The sequence below is a fragment of the Streptomyces sp. NPDC047028 genome (assembly GCF_040644095.1).
Taxonomy (GTDB): Bacteria; Actinomycetota; Actinomycetes; order Streptomycetales; family Streptomycetaceae; genus Streptomyces.
The window spans coordinates 115,488-130,895 of the sequence record NZ_JBEYVS010000018.1 but is presented as its reverse complement, the minus strand read 5'-3'; the positions used below and the strand labels follow the sequence as shown (position 1 = coordinate 130,895).

Here is a 15,408-nt window from a genome sequence, read left to right as displayed (position 1 = left end):
GAAGGGTCACAGCGGACGGCCGGAATGCCGGCCCGGGGACGGGTGGACGGGCCTGGACAGGCGCCGTTTAGCTGCCCTATGCATCGACTTGTGCACGATGCGTAATGCGCCGAACACACCCTATGGTCGCTTTTCGGCCCGCTTTCGGCACCGTCGCCGCCGGGCCGCGCCCCTGTCCCCGTCGAAAGGTAGGCGAGCCCCGTTTTGGCGACCGCCACAGCCGTCTCCCCGCCCCTGGTGAAGCCCCGGAAGCCCGTACGGGTCTCCTCCGACGTCACCGTCACCGACCCCGCGCTCGTCAAGCGCGCCGTGAAGGCGGCCGCGCTGGGCAACGCGATGGAGTGGTTCGACTTCGGCGTCTACAGCTACATCGCGGTCACCCTGGGCAAGGTCTTCTTCCCGTCCGGCAACCCCACCGCACAGCTGCTCTCCACCTTCGGCGCCTTCGCCGCGGCCTTCCTGGTCCGCCCGCTCGGCGGCATGGTCTTCGGCCCGCTCGGCGACCGGGTGGGCCGGCAGAAGGTCCTCGCCGTCACGATGATCATGATGGCGGCGGGCACGTTCGCGATCGGTCTGATCCCCTCGTACGGCACGATCGGGGTCGGCGCACCGCTACTGCTGCTCGCGGCCCGGCTGGTGCAGGGGTTCTCCACCGGTGGCGAGTACGCGGGCGCGTCGACGTTCATCGCCGAGTACGCGCCCGACAAGAAGCGCGGCTTCTTCGGCAGCTGGCTGGAGTTCGGCACCCTCGCCGGGTACATCGGCGGTGCGGGCCTGGTCACCCTGCTGACGGCGCTGCTCTCCACGCACGACCTGACGTCCTGGGGCTGGCGGATCCCGTTCCTGGTCGCCGGTCCGATGGGCATCATCGGGCTCTACCTGCGGCTGAAGCTGGAGGAGACGCCCGCCTTCGCCGCCGAGGTCGAGAAGGCGGAGGCCGCCCGGCCGAAGGTGCCGCTGCGCGAGATGATCACCGGTCAGTGGAAGTCGCTGCTGCTGTGCATGGGCCTGGTGCTGGTCTTCAACGTCACCGACTACATGCTGCTGTCGTACATGCCGAGCTATCTGACCAGTGAGCTGAAGTACGACGCGACGCACGGGCTGCTGGTCGTGCTCGCCGTGATGGCCCTGATGATGATCGTCCAGCCGTTCGCCGGCGCGCTCAGCGACCGGGTCGGGCGCCGGCCCGTCATCGCCGCGGGCTGCGCGGGGTTCCTGTTCCTGTCGATCCCGGCGCTGCTGCTGATCCGTGAGGGCAGTCTGCTGGCGGTGGGGCTGGGCATGGCGGCGCTGGGCCTTCTCCTGGTCTGCTTCACGGCGGCCATGCCGGCCGCGCTGCCCGCTCTCTTCCCGACCCGGGTGCGGTACGGGTCCCTGTCCATCGGGTTCAACGTGTCCGTGTCCTTGTTCGGCGGGACGACTCCGCTGGTCGTGACCGCGCTGATCGGGGCGACCGGGAACATGATGATGCCCGCGTACTACATGATGGCCGCGGCTGTCGTGGGCGGGGTCGCGGTGTGGCGCATGACGGAGTCCGCGGGTCGGCCGCTGCCGGGCTCGGCCCCGTCGATCGAGTCCGCCTGACCGCTGGGCGCGGCGCCCCGGCAGACTCCGGGGCTTGCAGCCCCGCCCGCCGCCCGTCCGTCGCCTGCGGGCGCGCCGTGGCCGCTCGCGCAGTTCCCCGCGCCCCTAGGGGGTTGCAGCCCCGCCCGCTGCATCGCGCCGACGCCCGCCGCCCGTCCGTCGCCTGCGGGCGCGCCGTGGCCGCTCGCGCAGTTCCCCGCGCCCCTAGGGGGTTGCAGCCCCGCCCGCTGCATCGCGCCGACGCCCGCCGCCCGTCCGTCGCCTGCGGGCGCGCCGTGGCCGCTCGCGCAGTTCCCCGCGCCCCTAGGGGGTTGCAGCCCGGCCCGCTGCATCGCGCCGACTTCCGCCGGCTGTCCGTCGACTGCGGGCGCGCCGTGGCTGGCCGCGCAGTTCCCCGCGCCCCTTCGGGGCGCTGCCCAGCCGCTCGCCAGAATTCCGCCCCCCAGCCGCGGGCAATCGTGCCGCTGGGGCGTCACGGGTGGGCGCGGCGGCACCCTGGCGGCGCCGGTAAGCGGACCCACCTCCGGCCCGCTGGGACGAGCTGCACCGGGCAGCGCCGGTGAGTGGGCCCGCCCCCGGGTACCGTGAGCGGCGGAACCGTTCTCACGGCAGCACCGTCTGTAGCCCTGGCAACGGCACGTTGGAGGGGGCGGCGGTTCATGGTGGACGTTCGGCGGAGGCGTCGCGCGCTTGTGGTGGTGCTCAGCCTCCTCGGTATCCAGCTGAGCCTGCTCATCGCCCCGGCGTACGCGTGCGGCTGCGGTGCCATGATTCCCGACGCCCGGCGGCAGATCGCCGTCGCCGAGGAGCAGTCCGTGCTCCGCTGGGACGGCCGCCAGGAGCAGATCGTGATGCGGCTGACGGTCGGCGGAGACGCCCGCCGCGCCGCCTGGATCATGCCGGTCCCGCACCGCGCGACCGTCCGCCTCGGCGACCCCCGCCTCTTCGACCAGCTGTCCGCCGCCACCGCCCCCGTGCACCGCACCCGCCGGCACTTCTGGCCCCGGCACGGCGACTGGCCCTTCGACGACACCACGGACGGCGTCGCGGCCGCCCCGCCCCCGGCGGACGGCGCCGGCGGCGTGCACGTGGTCGGCCGGCAGCGGCTCGGCCCGTTCGACGTGGCCCGGCTCACCGCCACCGACCCGGCCGCCCTCGACACCTGGCTGCGCACCCACGGCTTCAGCTTCCCCGACCGGCTGCGAACCGCGCTCCAGCCGTACGTCGACCAGCACTGGGAGTACGTGGCCGTCCGCCTCGCCCCCGAGACCGCCGGCACCCCCCTGCACGGCGCCCTCGATCCCCTGCACCTCACCTTCGCCAGCGACCGCGCCGTCTACCCGATGCGCCTGTCCCGGCTGGCCCGCACCCCGCAGACCCTCGGCCTGTACGTGCTCGCGGCGCACCGCATGCGCCCCGTCTCGGACATCGGCGGCACGGCCCCCCGCGTGCTGTTCGCGGGCCGGCTCAAGGACCCCGCCGGCCCCCTCGCCACGCTCGCGAGCGGAACGCCGTATCTGACGGCCCTCAGCCAGGAGTTCTACGACCCCTCCCACATCACCGGCGACCACGAACTGCGCCCGGCCGCCACCGACACGCCGTACCAGCAGGTCGTCTACGAGGACCGGCTGAGGGAGTTCGCCGGTGTGCCGGCCTGGCTGCTGACCGTCGGCGGGGGCCTGCTGCTGGTGGTAGCGGCGGCCGTCCTGCTCGCCGTACGGCACTCCCGGCGGCCGGTGCAGCCCCCGCCGCCCGTACACCCACCTGAGCCGATCGGCTGAGTTCCGACGGTGCCCGGGGCGGGCACCCGGAAGTCGGGTGACACGGAACCGAACCCCGACTACCTTCGTTAGCACATCTAGTTAGAAGTGCTAAGTAGCCTCGGGGACACTCGGGACCACTCGGGAAAGGCAGCAGACGCATGAGCGGGTCGCAGCTGTGGGACGACGTCGACAACTACTTCTCCGGACACCTCTCACCCGATGACGAGGCGCTGGAAGCGGCGTTTCGGGACAGTGAGGCCGCCGGGCTTCCGGCCATTTCCGTCACCCCGGCCCAGGGCAAGCTCCTCCAGATCCTCGCCCAGGTCCAAGGTGCCCGCACCATCCTGGAGATCGGCACCCTCGGCGGCTACAGCACCATCTGGATGGGCCGCGCCCTCCCCGAGGACGGCCGCCTCATCTCCCTCGAGTACAGCGCCAAGCACGCCGAAGTGGCCACGCGCAACCTGGCCCGGGCCGGCCTGGAACGGGTCGCGGAGGTGCGGGTGGGCCCCGCCCTGGAGTCGCTGCCCAAGCTCGCCGACGAGAACCCGGCCCCCTTCGACCTGGTGTTCATCGACGCCGACAAGGCCAACAACGCGCACTACGTGGAGTGGGCGCTGCGCCTCACCCGGGCCGGCAGCCTGATCGTCCTGGACAACGTGGTGCGCGGCGGCCGGGTGCTGAACGCCGACAGCACCGAACCGGACGTCGTCGGCACCCGCGCCGCCCTCGACCTGATCGCCACCCACCCCAGGCTCACCGGAACGGCGATCCAGACCGTCGGCAGCAAGGGCCACGACGGCTTCGCCCTGGCCCGGGTACTGGCGTAGCCGCCGCAAGATCCCTGATGTCTCAACCCTCGTGGTAGAAGCCCACGTTGACGCTGCGCGGCGCCGTGCGGTCCTGGACGACGAGTTCACCGGAGCTACCCCGCGGGAGGGCGACGGTGCCGCCGTAGGTGAGGGTCTGCGCGTACTCCCCGACGATCAGCCGCACTTCGGAGGACGGCTCGGCCTGTGAGCCGCGCAGCCAGCCCACCTGCCAGGTGCCGTCGGGGCCGCAGCGGAACTCCAGGTGGACGCGGGAGACGAACAGCCAGTCGTCCGGCGTGACCAGGCGGCACACGGACGCGTCCCGGCCCACCCGCAGCACGGCACCCGGCTCGCTGGGCGCGTCGGCCATCGTCATGCCGGCGGTGGCACCCGCGTCGGCCCCCGAGACGGTGGCCATGGTGAGTTCGAGCACGTGCGTCCCCCTGATGCGGCGAAATGTCAGAACGTCCCTGCGCGGTGCCCGTCCGGGCACACCGCCGCCGCATGATAAAACGCCCGGCCGGGTCACGTCCGGCACAATGGGTCCATGACCGAGCGAAAGCCACCCGGCGTTCCGTTCGAGTCCTGGGTGGACAAACAGATCCGGGACGCCCAGCGGCGCGGTGAGTTCGACGCGCTGCCCGGCGCGGGCGAGCCGCTGCCCACGGACATCGAGTCGCCGTACGACGAACTGTGGTGGATCAAGCGGAAGATGGCCCGCGAGGGCCTGGCCGCGCTGCCGCCGGCGCTCGCCCTGCGCAAGGAGGCCGAGGACGCCCTTGTCGCGGCCTACGCGGCGCCCTCGGAGCGGATCGTGCGGCAGATCATCACCGACGTCAACGTCAAGATCCGCGAGATGATGTTCAAGCCGCCGCCAGGCCCGCCGCTCGGCAAGAAGCCGTACGACGTCGAGGAGGTCGTACGGGAATGGCGGCAGCGCAGGGCTGCCGCCACCCCCGAGGGCGCACCGGGCTGAGCCCCCGCCGCGCCCCACTTCTCAGTTGTGCAGCAGCCGCCCGGCCAGCTCCCGGTAGTCGCGCAGGGCGAGCCGCAACTGCTCGGTGTCGGCGTCCGACCCCGGGCCGCGCTTCTCGGTGTCCTGCCAGGAGTTGCGCAGGGTACGGCGCCTGCGCGTCACGGCGTCGGTGAAGCGCGCCGCGATCTCCTCCAGCGCCCGGTCGGCCTCCTCAACGGCGGCCCGAGGCTCGTCCACGAACTCCGTGACGGCGTGCCGCAGCCGCTGCTCCCACTGGTCGGTCTCGTCATGCGCCAGCAGCGGCGCCCCGGCCACCCCGGTCCCGGCGGAGCCGTCGGTGCCGGGCGCGGAGTGCGTTCCCGGTGCGCCGGGCGCCGTGGGCCAGGTGTCGCCCGAGCGGGGCTCGGTCGTTCCGCTCTCGCGTGCGGCGCTCCGGCCAGGGGAGGGCGCCCCGAGGCCGTCGTCGGGCATGCGGGCGTCGGTGCCGGGTCCGGGCGGGCCCGGTGTGCGGTCGTCGGCCGTCAGGCCCTCCGCGCCGGGGGCCACCGTGCCCGGCAGCCGTACCGAGCGGGAGCCGGGGGACCCGGCCTCGCGTTCGGTGTAGTCACCGGTGTTCCGGTCGATGTAGTCGCCGCTGTCGCGTTCGGTGTAGTCGCCGCCCGGGTCCGGACGGCCGGTCGTCCTGTCATCGGCCATGGTGCTCAGCTCTCCTTCGGACGGCTCTTGTCGGCGGTCCACGGCAGATGGTGGCCGTGCGACGGCGCTCCGGCGCCGGCGTGCGCCCGGTGCCGGCCGTGGTCGCCGTCGCCGGTCCCGGTCAGGTCGTCGAAGAGGGCCCGGGCCGAGACCAGGGCCGACCGCATCTCCTCGGTTCCGGCGCCGGCCGCGTTCGCCCCGCCGCTCCCGCTCGCGGCCGTTCCCGTCTCCATGTGGGACATCCGGTGCACGCGCCGGTAGCCGTCCACATGGCCGGCGTGGTGCACGGACAGCGCGGCGAACTGATCCTCGTACCGCTCTCCGCCCGGGTAGCCGCGCTGCCCGGCCAGCTCGGCGAGCAGCTGGTCGGCCTCGGCCACCGCCTGGCGGGGCGAGTCGACGAAGTGTTCCTGTACGGCCGTCCAGCGGGCCTCGTACCGCTCCCGCTCGTCGCCTTCGAGCGGGCGTTCTCGCAGGTCACCGTGGCGTTCGACGCGCTCGGCCAGCTCTCGCTCGGCCGCCTCGGTGTCGCCGTCGTGCCGGGCGACGGTCCGCTCGTACTCCGGCCCGAAGCGCCGCTTCAGGCTCGATCCGCCGCGCCGCCGTCCGCGGGCGCCCCAGACCAGGGCGGCCGCGACGAGGAGCACGGCCACCACGATCACGATCACTGTGATGATCATGCCTGTGGACATGATTGCCTTCCGGTCGGACCGGCCCACCTGGCCGGTTCCCTGTTCGGGTGACCCGGAAGGCCGCCCGCAAACGGCCCACCCAGCGCCCCGGCCCGCACCCCGGCCCGGACCGCCCTACAATTCGCTTGCGCCGCGTCCCGGGTCGCCGCCGAGAATGGGCGGCATGAGCTGGACCGTCGCCCCGGAGCCGTACGACTCACCGGTCGCCGCCGCCCTCTGGCGGGCGTACTACACGGAGGTCAGCGACCGCTGGTACCTGCTGTACGAGGGGCGCCGCACCGACCCCCACGAGCTGGAGCGGGAGATCGCGGCCAACACGGGCGCCGAACTCACCCCGCCGACCGGGCAGTTGATGGCCGGCCGGTACGACGGCACGCCGGGCGGTACCGCGGGCGTACGGCTGCTGGACTCTGTCACGGCGGAACTGACCCGGGTCTTCGTGCACGAGGCGATGCGCGGCAAGGGCGGGGCGGCGCTGCTCGTCACCGCCGCCGAGGACGCCGCCCGCGCCCTGGGCGCCACGCGCATCGTGCTCGACACCCGCGGCGACCTGGTGGAGGCCCGCACCCTGTACGCCCGGCTCGGCTACACGGAGACCGAGGCCCACAACGACGTGCCGTACGCCGAGCACTGGTACCGCAAGGAGCTGTAGGGACCCGTCACCTGGCGCCGTGTGCGCCCGGGCCGGTCAACTGAGCCTGGCGGTCGTGCCGTTGTGCGGGCGCTCCTGTTCCGAGCCGCACAGTTCACCGGTCAGCTCGTGCACCAGCTGGGTGAGGTCGGTGGAGCGGCCCGGCTCCCACCAGTCGCCCAGCAGCTCGGCGAGGGACTCCTCGCGGGCCGTCGCGAGCCGTTCGGCGACCTCGCGGCCGGCCTCGGTCAGCACCAGGTCCGGGCCCCGGCGTTCGGCGAGGTGCCGCTCCTCGACCTGGCGGGCGGCGGCCATGACCGCCTGGAGCGGGACGGGGCTGCGCTCGGCGAGCTGGGCCGGTTCCACGGAGCCGAACTTGCGGATGCGCAGCAGCATCCAGCCGGCGGCGGGCAGCAGGTCGTACCCGGCCCGGTCGGTGATCTTCCGGTAGATCTCGCGGCGCCCCTCTCGGGTGCCGAGCAGGGACAGCGCGCGGCACACCTCGTCGTAGGAGGACCGCTCCACGGGGTTGGGCGCGAGCGTCTCGGAGACGTCCGGCGCGGTGACCGAGCCGCGCAGCCGGTCCTCCTTCAGCAGCCACGCCAGGACGAAGCCGAGGGCGGCGACCGGGGCGGCGTACAGGAAGACGTCGGTGATGGAGGCCGCGTAGGCGTGCAGCGCGGCGGGGCGCAACGCGGGCGGCAGGGCGCCTATGCCGCGCGGGTCGGCCTTCAGCGTGTCGGCGCTGACGCCCGGCGGCAGGTGGACGCCCCGGAAGGCGGCGGTGAGTTTGTCCGCGAGGCGGGTGGCGAAGACCGTACCGAAGATGGCGACGCCGAAGGAGGCGCCGATGGAGCGGAAGAAGGTGGCGCCGGAGGTGGCGACGCCCAGGTCCTCGTAGGCCACCGCGTTCTGCACGATGAGGACGAGGACCTGCATGACGAGGCCGAGGCCCAGGCCGAAGACGAAGAAGTAGGCGCTCATCTCGGCGGTGCCGCTGTGCTCGTCCAGCTGGTGCAGCAGGAGCAGGCCGATGGCGGTGACGGCGGTGCCGGCGATCGGGAACACCTTCCAGCGGCCGGTGCGGCTGACGATCTGCCCGGAGACGGTGGAGGAGAGCAGCAGGCCGAAGACCATCGGCAGCATGTAGACGCCGGACATGGTCGGGGTGACGCCGTGCACGACCTGGAGGAACGTCGGCAGGTAGGTCATCGCGCCGAACATGGCGAAGCCGACGATGAAGCTGATGATCGCGGCGAGGGTGAAGGTGCGCAGCCGGAACAGCTTGAGCGGGAGGACGGGTTCGGCGGCCCGCCGCTCGACGGCGACGAAGCAGGCGGCGAGGACGACCCCGAGCACGATGAGCGCGATGATCTGCGCCGAGCCCCAGGCCCAGGTGGTGCCGCCGAGGGAGGCCACCAGGACCAGGCAGGTGGCGACGGAGGCGATCAGGATGGTGCCGAGGTAGTCGATGACGTGCTGGGCGGTGCGGCGCGGGATGTGCAGGGCGGTGGCGATCACGGCGAGGGCGACGACGCCGACGGGCAGGTTGACGTAGAACACCCAGCGCCAGCTGAGGTGCTGGGTGAACAGGCCGCCGAGCAGCGGTCCGAGCACGCTGGTCGCGCCGAAGACGGCGCCGAACAGGCCCTGGTAGCGCCCGCGTTCGCGGGGCGGCACGATGTCGCCGACGATCGCCATCGACAGCACCATCAGCCCGCCGCCGCCCAGCCCTTGCAGGGCGCGGAACGCGATCAGCTGGGGCATGTTCTGCGCGGCCCCGCACAGGGCGGAGCCGATCAGGAAGATGACGATCGCCGTCTGGAACAGCCGCTTGCGTCCGTACTGGTCGCCGAGCTTGCCCCACAGCGGGGTCGCCGCCGTGGACGCCAGCAGATAGGCGGTGACCACCCAGGACAGGTGCTCCAGACCGCCGAGGTCACTGACGATGGTGGGCAGCGCGGTCGACACGATGGTCTGGTCGAGCGCGGCGAGCAGCAGTCCGAGCAGCAGGGCGCCGATCGAGACCATCACATTGCCGGAGACGTGTTCGGACCGCGTGACGTCCTCGTCCGTGCCGTGCGTTTCCAGGACCATGGAGACCTCCCGGGCTCGGGTGCACCTCTCCCATCCTGGTCGGTGTCACCGTTTATGGCCTGTTGACTCCTGCGGACATGGAGGAAGTCTGCATAATCTCTGTGGTTCGCGCGGGGAGGGGACGCGGAGATGACTCAGAACGAGGGCGCGGGCTGCCCGCGGTGCGGTGCGCCCAGAGGCCCGTCCAACACCCCGTCCTGCGACTGCGGCGAACGCACCGCCGAGGCCCTCCGCGCCTCCCGCACGGCGGAGGCAGCAGCGGCGGAGGACTTCGACCCCCTGCGGATACGGCCGTACGTGGCGGTGGGCGAGGCGGGCCCGGCCCGGGCGACTGCCGACGGGGAAGCGGCCCCGCGGGCTGCCGGGGAGGCGACGCCGGGCGACGCGGGGACGGACGACTCCCGTCCGGCGGGCCCGGTGGCGGCAGCGGGCGGCTCCCGGACGGAGGACCCGGTACCGGTAGGCCCGGCTGCGGGCGACTCCGGGGCGGACGGCCCCGCGGCGCCGGACCCGACGGCGGCAGCGGGCGGCTCCCGGGCGGAAGGCCCGGTGGCGGGAACGGGCGGTTCCTCGGCTGCGGGTCCGGCGGCCGGGTCCGGGCGGGGGCGTCGTACTCGCCGGGCCGTTCTGCTGGGCGCGGCGGGCGCGGGGGTCGTCGTCGTGGCGGCGGCCGGGGTGGCGAGCGGGCTGTTCTCCTACGCGGAACCGACCCGGGAGCAGGCCGCGCCGGAGATACGGCAGAGTGTCCCGGACGTGACGGCGTCGCGCTCGGCGTCACCCTCGTCGGCGGCCCCGGCCGTCTCCTCCCGGCCGCCCGTGCGGCCCGCGGCCCCGGCGCCGCCGCCGCGCACCGCGTCCAGCACCCCCTCGCCGTCCGAGCCGACGCCCCGGCCTTCTCGCAGCGGCAGCCGTACGGCCTCCCCGTCCCCCTCGGTGAGGGCGACGACGACGGCCGACCCGGCCCTGCGGCGCGGCGACACGGGACCCGCGGTCGTGGACCTCCAGGTCCGCCTGGCGGAGCTGAACCTCTACGACGACCAGGTCGACGGCGTCTACACCGAAGCGGTCGAGGACGCCGTACGCCGATACCAACAGGCACGCGGCATCCGCACCGACACGTCCGGGGTCTACGGCCCGGCGACGCGGCGCAGCCTGGAGTCGGAGACGTGGTAGCGGCAGCGCGGGCCGCCGGCTGACGGCCAGGTCTCCGGTGGCGTGGGCCTTGCGGCCCGCAGTGGCCGCCGCAAGGTGGCGGCCGCTCCGGACACACACGGAACGGCCGCGGACGTCTGGGCCGGATGCAGCGCGGGCGGCGGCGCGGGTCACCGTCCGAGGGGCGGGATGAGCCCGGCCGCGCGGCCCGCCGTGCCGGCCGCGACATGGTGGCCACGCATGGCGGCGGTGCGCATCGCCTTCTGACCGGAGAGGCCCCCGGTCGCATGGGGTCCTGCGGCCGCGGTGCCGCCGCGAGGTGGCGGCGACGCCCGACACACCGCCGGACGGAAACGAGCCCCTGACAGGAGGGGCAGCCCCGGTCGCGGAGGCGTGCGGCCCAGCTCGGGGTGGGTGCGCCGCCGTGTCGTCGGTGCCGTCCCGAAGAGCACGCTCCTCGTGAGAACCCGGCCTCAGCCCAGGTGCAGCCTGATCGTGCCGTCGTCAGCGGGTTCCACCCGTACGTGGGTCAGGTCCGGTACGACCGCGTCCGGGCCGTACAGGCCGGCGCGCGCGCCCACACCCACGACCCGCATTCCGGCGGCGCGGCCGGCGGCGACGCCTGCCTCGGAGTCCTCGAGGACGACGCAGTCGGCCGGGTCGACACCCAGTTCCGCCGCGCCCTTCAGGAATCCCTCGGGGTCGGGCTTGCTGGCGCCCACCGACTCGGCCGTGACGCGCACCTCGGGCAGGGCGAGGCCCGCCGCGGCCATGCGGGCAGTGGAGAGGGCGACGTCCGCGGAGGTGACCAGGGCGTGCGGGAAGCCCCGCAGGGAGGCGAGGAAGGCAGCCGCGCCGGGCACCTCGACCACGCCCTCCAGGTCGGCGGTCTCCTCGGCGAGCATGCGCGCGTTGTCGGCGAGGTTCTGCTCCCGGGTCCGCTCCGGCAGCAGGACGGCCATGGAGGCGTGCCCCTGCCGCCCGTGGACGACGTTCAGCACCTCGTCGCCGTCCAGCCCATGCCGCTCGGCCCAGCGCCGCCAGACACGTTCGACGACGGCGTTGGAGTTCACAAGGGTGCCGTCCATGTCGAGCAGGAGGGCGCGGGCGGTGAGGACGGTGGCCGGCATCGGCAGCTCCAGAGGGGTGAAGACGAGGACAAAACGGGCCCCGCCCGCCGGTCAGGGAAAACAGGCGGGGACCACTTTGTTTCTCTACGGTACAAAACCAGCCCGGATCTCGCCACCACCACCCCCGCCAAGCCCCACCGCCGACCGCCGGAGACCCACACGGCAGACCCGGGGATCCACCGGATCCGACTACCTGCCGGCCGGCTCCCCACAGTCAGCCCGCGACCGCCTCCCACAGGCTCCACACGCCGAGCCCGAGCATCAGCAGCGCCGCGATCTGCGTGATCAGCCGCAGCGGCACCCTCCTCATCAGTGCCTTCCCGCCGACGATCCCGAGTCCCGCCACCGCCCACAACCCGAGTACCGCGCCGAGGCCGACCGAGATCGGGTCGTCGTAACGGGCGGCGAGGTTCGCCGTCATGATCTGGGTCAGGTCGCCGAACTCCGCGACCAGGATGAGCGTGAACCCGGTCCCCGCGACCTTCCAGAAGGACTGGTCGGCGGGCTTGCGGACCTCTTCCTCCTCCTCACCCCGCTTCAGCGCCAGCACCGCCGCACCGGCGAGGAAGAGCACACCGGTCAGCGCGTGCACGAGCCGCTGCGGCAGCAGGGTCAGCGCGCTGCCCGCCGCGACGGCGAGCACGACATGCAGCAGGAAGGCGGCGGCGACGCCCACGAAGACGTACGAGGCGCGATAGCGGGTGCCGAGGACGAGACCGGCGAGCGCGGTCTTGTCCGGCAGTTCGGCGAGGAAGATGACGCCGAACACGAGCGCCGTCACGGTAATGCTGATCAAAGTTCCTCAATCGGTCGGGGCCGCCCCACCGAGAGTGCTGTAGCTCGTCCTCAGACACCTCGGCACGGCAGCGCACTCGGCACCCGCGCCGTGGAAGCACGGGTGTGCACTGCTTGCCGAAGGTCTCGCTGGGCGGTCCGCGCGGGGTCCGCCTCCGGGCGCCGGCTCAGGCTGGCTGAGCAGTATGTCGACGGTCCGGCGAAGAGCTACTCCCCTTCTGCCCGTCCATAGTAAGGGACGCGAAAGTTCCGCCGTGAACCTTGTCGTGTCATGAACGCGTCACTAGCGTCTAACCGAGCGCTCACTCCCCGGTCACACGACACCGCGAGCATTCCCCTGCCCGCAGCCAAAACCCCCACCCCACAAGGAAGTTCACATGCCGAAAGTCTACGCGCGTCGACGGTTGAGCATACTCGCGACCCTCACCGGACTCATCGCCTCGGCCGCCCTCTTCAACTCCCCCAGCGCCTCCGCCGCCCTGCCCACCCCGGTCAGCGGCGCGACCGCCCGGAGCTACCTCTCCCAGCTCACCGTGGCCGCCGAGAACCGCACCGGCTACGAGCGCAGCCTGTTCCCCACCTGGATCACCATCTCCGGCACCTGCAACACCCGCGAGTGGATCCTCAAGCGCGACGGCTCGAACGTCACGACCGACTCGTCCTGCTACCCGACGAGCGGCAGCTGGTACTCGCCGTACGACGGCGCGACCTGGTCCTCGCCGTCCGACGTCGACATCGACCACCTCGTCCCGCTCGCCGAGGCCTGGGACTCCGGCGCGAGCAAGTGGACCACCGCGCACCGCCAGGCCTTCGCCAACGACGTCACCCGGCCCCAGCTCCTCGCGGTCACCGACAACGTCAACCAGTCCAAGGGTGACCAGGACCCGGCCACCTGGATGCCGTCCCGCACGGCGTACCGCTGCACGTACGTCCGCGCCTGGGTCCAGGTGAAGTACTACTACGACCTCTCCGTGGACCCCGCCGAGAAGAGCGCGTTGCAGGGATACCTGGCGAACTGCTGAGCCCGCGCCGCGCGTTACGGACGCCCGCGCCCCTGGGAGGCGCGGGCTTCTGCACACCAAAGCGCTTCAAGTCTCAAGTTAAGTCCGGCACAAGGGACTTGGGCTTCGATGTCCGCACAGAGGGCGATCGGCACCGGCAAGGCACCGCAGAGGCAGGCATGCACCATGGCCAGAACTTGAACTTGCAAGTATGAATTAGGTCTGCCTAACCTGGCCCCCGATTCGGTACCGCCGCCCCCACGACCGGCTGCCCCGGCCGGTCGGTACGACACCGAAGAGGAGACCTCCCCCTCATGACCGCGCGCCTCAACACCGCTCAGCCGTACGCCATCGGTCTGTTCCGTATCGTCGTCGGCCTGTTGTTCGCCGTGCACGGCGCCGCCTCGCTCTTCGGTGTCCTCGGCGGCGCCATGGGCACCCACGGCGGCACGATCGAGGCCGGCACCTGGCCCGGCTGGTACGCGGCCGTGATCCAGCTGGTCGCCGGCACCCTCGTCCTGCTCGGCCTCGGCACGCGCGGCGCCGCGCTGCTCGCCTCGGGCTCGATGGCGTTCGCGTACTTCGACGTCCATCAGCAGCACGCGCTGTGGCCCATACAGAACGGTGGTGAGATGTCCGTCCTGTTCTGCTGGGCCTTCTTCCTGCTGGTCTTCACCGGTTCCGGCGCCTTCGGCCTGGACCGGTTCGTCACCCAGCGCACGGCGACGGCGCGGCCGACGGCCGACCAGCAGCCGGTCGCGGACCAGACCCCGGTCGCGGCCTGACCCTCACATCCGCACGGGTGCCCTTCTCCCACCACCGGAGAAGGGCACCGTCGTGTACGGGACCCGGTGAGCGACTGTTCCCCGCGCCCCGATCGCACCGGCCCCCGGCGCACCTGCTGTCACAGCCCGGGCGTACGCTGTATGGCTGTCATCGGGGGAGTCAACGGGGAGTCGTCGTGTGGGAGAGCCTGGGGTCACTGGCCGCGGGACCATGGATCTACGCCATGGTGGCCGTGTCGGTGCTGCTCGACGTGTTCGTGCCGGTACTGCCGAGCGGCGTCCTCGTGATCACGGCCGCCACGGCGGCGGCCGCGGGCACCGGGGCGGCGACCGGCCAGGTCCCGCACGAGGTGCCCGACGTGCTGGCCCTCATCCTGTCCGCAGCCACCGCCTCGGTCCTCGGTGACCTGGTCGCCTACCGCCTCGCCTGGCGGGGCGGCGAGCGACTGGATCGCGCCATCGCCCGCTCCCGGCGGCTGACCTCCGCGCAGGAACGTCTCGGCGAGGCGCTGTCCCGCGGCGGCGGCGCCCTGGTGGTCCTGGCCCGCTTCGCCCCGGCCGGCCGCTCGGTCGTCTCCTTCTGCGCGGGTGCCGCCCACCGCCGCGCCCGCGACTTCGTCCCCTGGTCCGCACTGGCCGGCCTGTCCTGGGCCGGATACAGCGTGGCCCTCGGCTACTACGGCGCCCGCTGGCTGGGCCCGACCTGGATCGCCACGGCCGTCTCGGTCGCCGCACTGTTCGGAGCGGGGGCGGCCGCGGCGTACCTGATGCGCCGGCGCCCGGCGTAACCACGCGGCGCTCCACGGCCGATCACCCGGACCCGGCACGCGGCCACCGCGCGGCACGGTGACCAGCCCGGCCACCCCACCCGTACGCACCGACGCCCGCGGGCGACCAGCGGCACCCCATACACACGGCCACCAACGCCCGCACGCCCCCGCGCCCAGTCACCCGCCCCCTCACCTCCCCTTCACGGTCACCCGGCGCTTCGTGCGGACTGTCCCCGGACCTCCAGGCCCCCGAGCAGTTCCGCCGTGGCCTCGGCGACGGCCTCGACGGCCCGTTCGAACACCTCGCGGTTGTGGGCGGCTGGCGCACGGAAGCCCGAGACCTTTCGCACGTACTGCAGTGCGGCGGCCCGGATCTCCTCCTCGGTGGCCTCCTCGGCCAGCGCGGGCGGTCGTAGCGTCTTGATACTCCGGCACATGCTCCCAGTCTGGCCCAGCCCGCCCGCGGCTGCGAAGATCACCTCGAAGGCGGCCACCGATCCCCGGGGCCGACCGACGAGAGGACC

At 73.0% G+C, this 15,408-nt stretch carries 16 protein-coding genes; 9 read left to right on the top strand and 7 right to left on the bottom strand.

From position 1 onward, the window contains the following. Positions 1-204: 204 nt before the first annotated feature. The 3 genes from proP (at position 205) to ABZ854_RS18230 (ending at position 4,177) form a co-directional block, all read left to right on the top strand. Positions 205-1,584, top strand: a complete 1,380-nt coding sequence (gene proP / locus ABZ854_RS18240) for a glycine betaine/L-proline transporter ProP (protein WP_361211469.1) — start codon at positions 205-207, stop codon at positions 1,582-1,584. A gap of 659 nt (positions 1,585-2,243) precedes the next feature. Then, positions 2,244-3,365, top strand: a complete 1,122-nt coding sequence (locus tag ABZ854_RS18235; protein WP_361211466.1) for a DUF2330 domain-containing protein — start codon at positions 2,244-2,246, stop codon at positions 3,363-3,365. 140 nt (positions 3,366-3,505) lie between these two features. Further along, entirely contained in the window at positions 3,506-4,177 is a 672-nt protein-coding gene (locus tag ABZ854_RS18230) for an O-methyltransferase (protein WP_361211463.1), read from the top strand. 22 nt (positions 4,178-4,199) lie between these two features. Here the strand turns inward: ABZ854_RS18230 and ABZ854_RS18225 are convergent, their stop codons facing one another. Continuing rightward, positions 4,200-4,592 carry a hypothetical protein gene (locus ABZ854_RS18225; RefSeq protein WP_361211460.1) on the bottom strand — a complete coding sequence of 131 codons (393 nt, stop codon included), beginning with the start codon at positions 4,590-4,592 and terminating at the stop codon, positions 4,200-4,202. 114 nt (positions 4,593-4,706) lie between these two features. On the opposite strand from ABZ854_RS18225, the gene ABZ854_RS18220 reads away from it, so the two are divergent. Continuing rightward, positions 4,707-5,135, top strand: a complete 429-nt coding sequence (locus ABZ854_RS18220) for a DUF1992 domain-containing protein (protein ID WP_361211457.1) — start codon at positions 4,707-4,709, stop codon at positions 5,133-5,135. A gap of 21 nt (positions 5,136-5,156) precedes the next feature. Here ABZ854_RS18220 and ABZ854_RS18215 read toward each other — a convergent pair whose 3' ends face one another. Both ABZ854_RS18215 and ABZ854_RS18210 read right to left on the bottom strand, forming a co-directional pair. Beyond that, entirely contained in the window at positions 5,157-5,831 is a 675-nt protein-coding gene (locus ABZ854_RS18215; protein ID WP_361211454.1) for a hypothetical protein, read from the bottom strand. A gap of 5 nt (positions 5,832-5,836) precedes the next feature. Beyond that, positions 5,837-6,523 (bottom strand): hypothetical protein, encoded by a 687-nt coding sequence (locus ABZ854_RS18210; protein WP_361211451.1) that lies wholly within the window; start codon positions 6,521-6,523, stop codon positions 5,837-5,839. 163 nt (positions 6,524-6,686) lie between these two features. Here ABZ854_RS18210 and ABZ854_RS18205 point away from each other — a divergent pair, with 163 nt between their 5' ends. Next, complete coding sequence (locus ABZ854_RS18205) at positions 6,687-7,175, top strand: GNAT family N-acetyltransferase (RefSeq protein ID WP_361211448.1); 489 nt, start codon at positions 6,687-6,689, stop codon at positions 7,173-7,175. Between the two features lie 36 nt (positions 7,176-7,211). On the opposite strand, the gene ABZ854_RS18200 is transcribed toward ABZ854_RS18205, so the two are convergent. After that, on the bottom strand, positions 7,212-9,251 hold the full coding sequence (locus ABZ854_RS18200) for an MDR family MFS transporter (RefSeq protein ID WP_361211446.1): 2,040 nt from the start codon (positions 9,249-9,251) through the stop codon (positions 7,212-7,214). 129 nt (positions 9,252-9,380) lie between these two features. Between ABZ854_RS18200 and ABZ854_RS18195 the strand changes: the two genes are divergently transcribed. Further along, positions 9,381-10,424 (top strand): peptidoglycan-binding protein, encoded by a 1,044-nt coding sequence (locus ABZ854_RS18195; protein WP_361211443.1) that lies wholly within the window; start codon positions 9,381-9,383, stop codon positions 10,422-10,424. Positions 10,425-10,876: 452 nt separating this feature from the next. Here the strand turns inward: ABZ854_RS18195 and ABZ854_RS18190 are convergent, their stop codons facing one another. Together ABZ854_RS18190 and ABZ854_RS18185 are read right to left on the bottom strand one after the other, a co-directional pair. Continuing rightward, on the bottom strand, positions 10,877-11,533 hold the full coding sequence (locus tag ABZ854_RS18190) for an HAD-IA family hydrolase (RefSeq protein WP_361211440.1): 657 nt from the start codon (positions 11,531-11,533) through the stop codon (positions 10,877-10,879). Between the two features lie 214 nt (positions 11,534-11,747). After that, entirely contained in the window at positions 11,748-12,329 is a 582-nt protein-coding gene (locus tag ABZ854_RS18185; protein WP_361211437.1) for a TMEM165/GDT1 family protein, read from the bottom strand. A 376-nt stretch (positions 12,330-12,705) separates the two neighbouring features. Between ABZ854_RS18185 and ABZ854_RS18180 the strand changes: the two genes are divergently transcribed. The 3 genes from ABZ854_RS18180 (at position 12,706) to ABZ854_RS18170 (ending at position 14,902) form a co-directional block, all read left to right on the top strand. Further along, the gene (locus ABZ854_RS18180) at positions 12,706-13,350 is read left to right on the top strand and encodes an HNH endonuclease family protein (protein ID WP_361211434.1); all 645 of its coding nucleotides are present in this window, start codon (positions 12,706-12,708) and stop codon (positions 13,348-13,350) included. 293 nt (positions 13,351-13,643) lie between these two features. Next, complete coding sequence (locus tag ABZ854_RS18175; RefSeq protein ID WP_361211431.1) at positions 13,644-14,114, top strand: DoxX family protein; 471 nt, start codon at positions 13,644-13,646, stop codon at positions 14,112-14,114. A gap of 224 nt (positions 14,115-14,338) precedes the next feature. Beyond that, entirely contained in the window at positions 14,339-14,902 is a 564-nt protein-coding gene (locus ABZ854_RS18170) for a VTT domain-containing protein (RefSeq protein ID WP_129312084.1), read from the top strand. A 188-nt stretch (positions 14,903-15,090) separates the two neighbouring features. Here ABZ854_RS18170 and ABZ854_RS18165 read toward each other — a convergent pair whose 3' ends face one another. Continuing rightward, positions 15,091-15,321, bottom strand: a complete 231-nt coding sequence (locus ABZ854_RS18165) for a DUF2277 family protein (protein ID WP_361211428.1) — start codon at positions 15,319-15,321, stop codon at positions 15,091-15,093. Between the last annotated feature and the right edge of the window lie 87 nt (positions 15,322-15,408).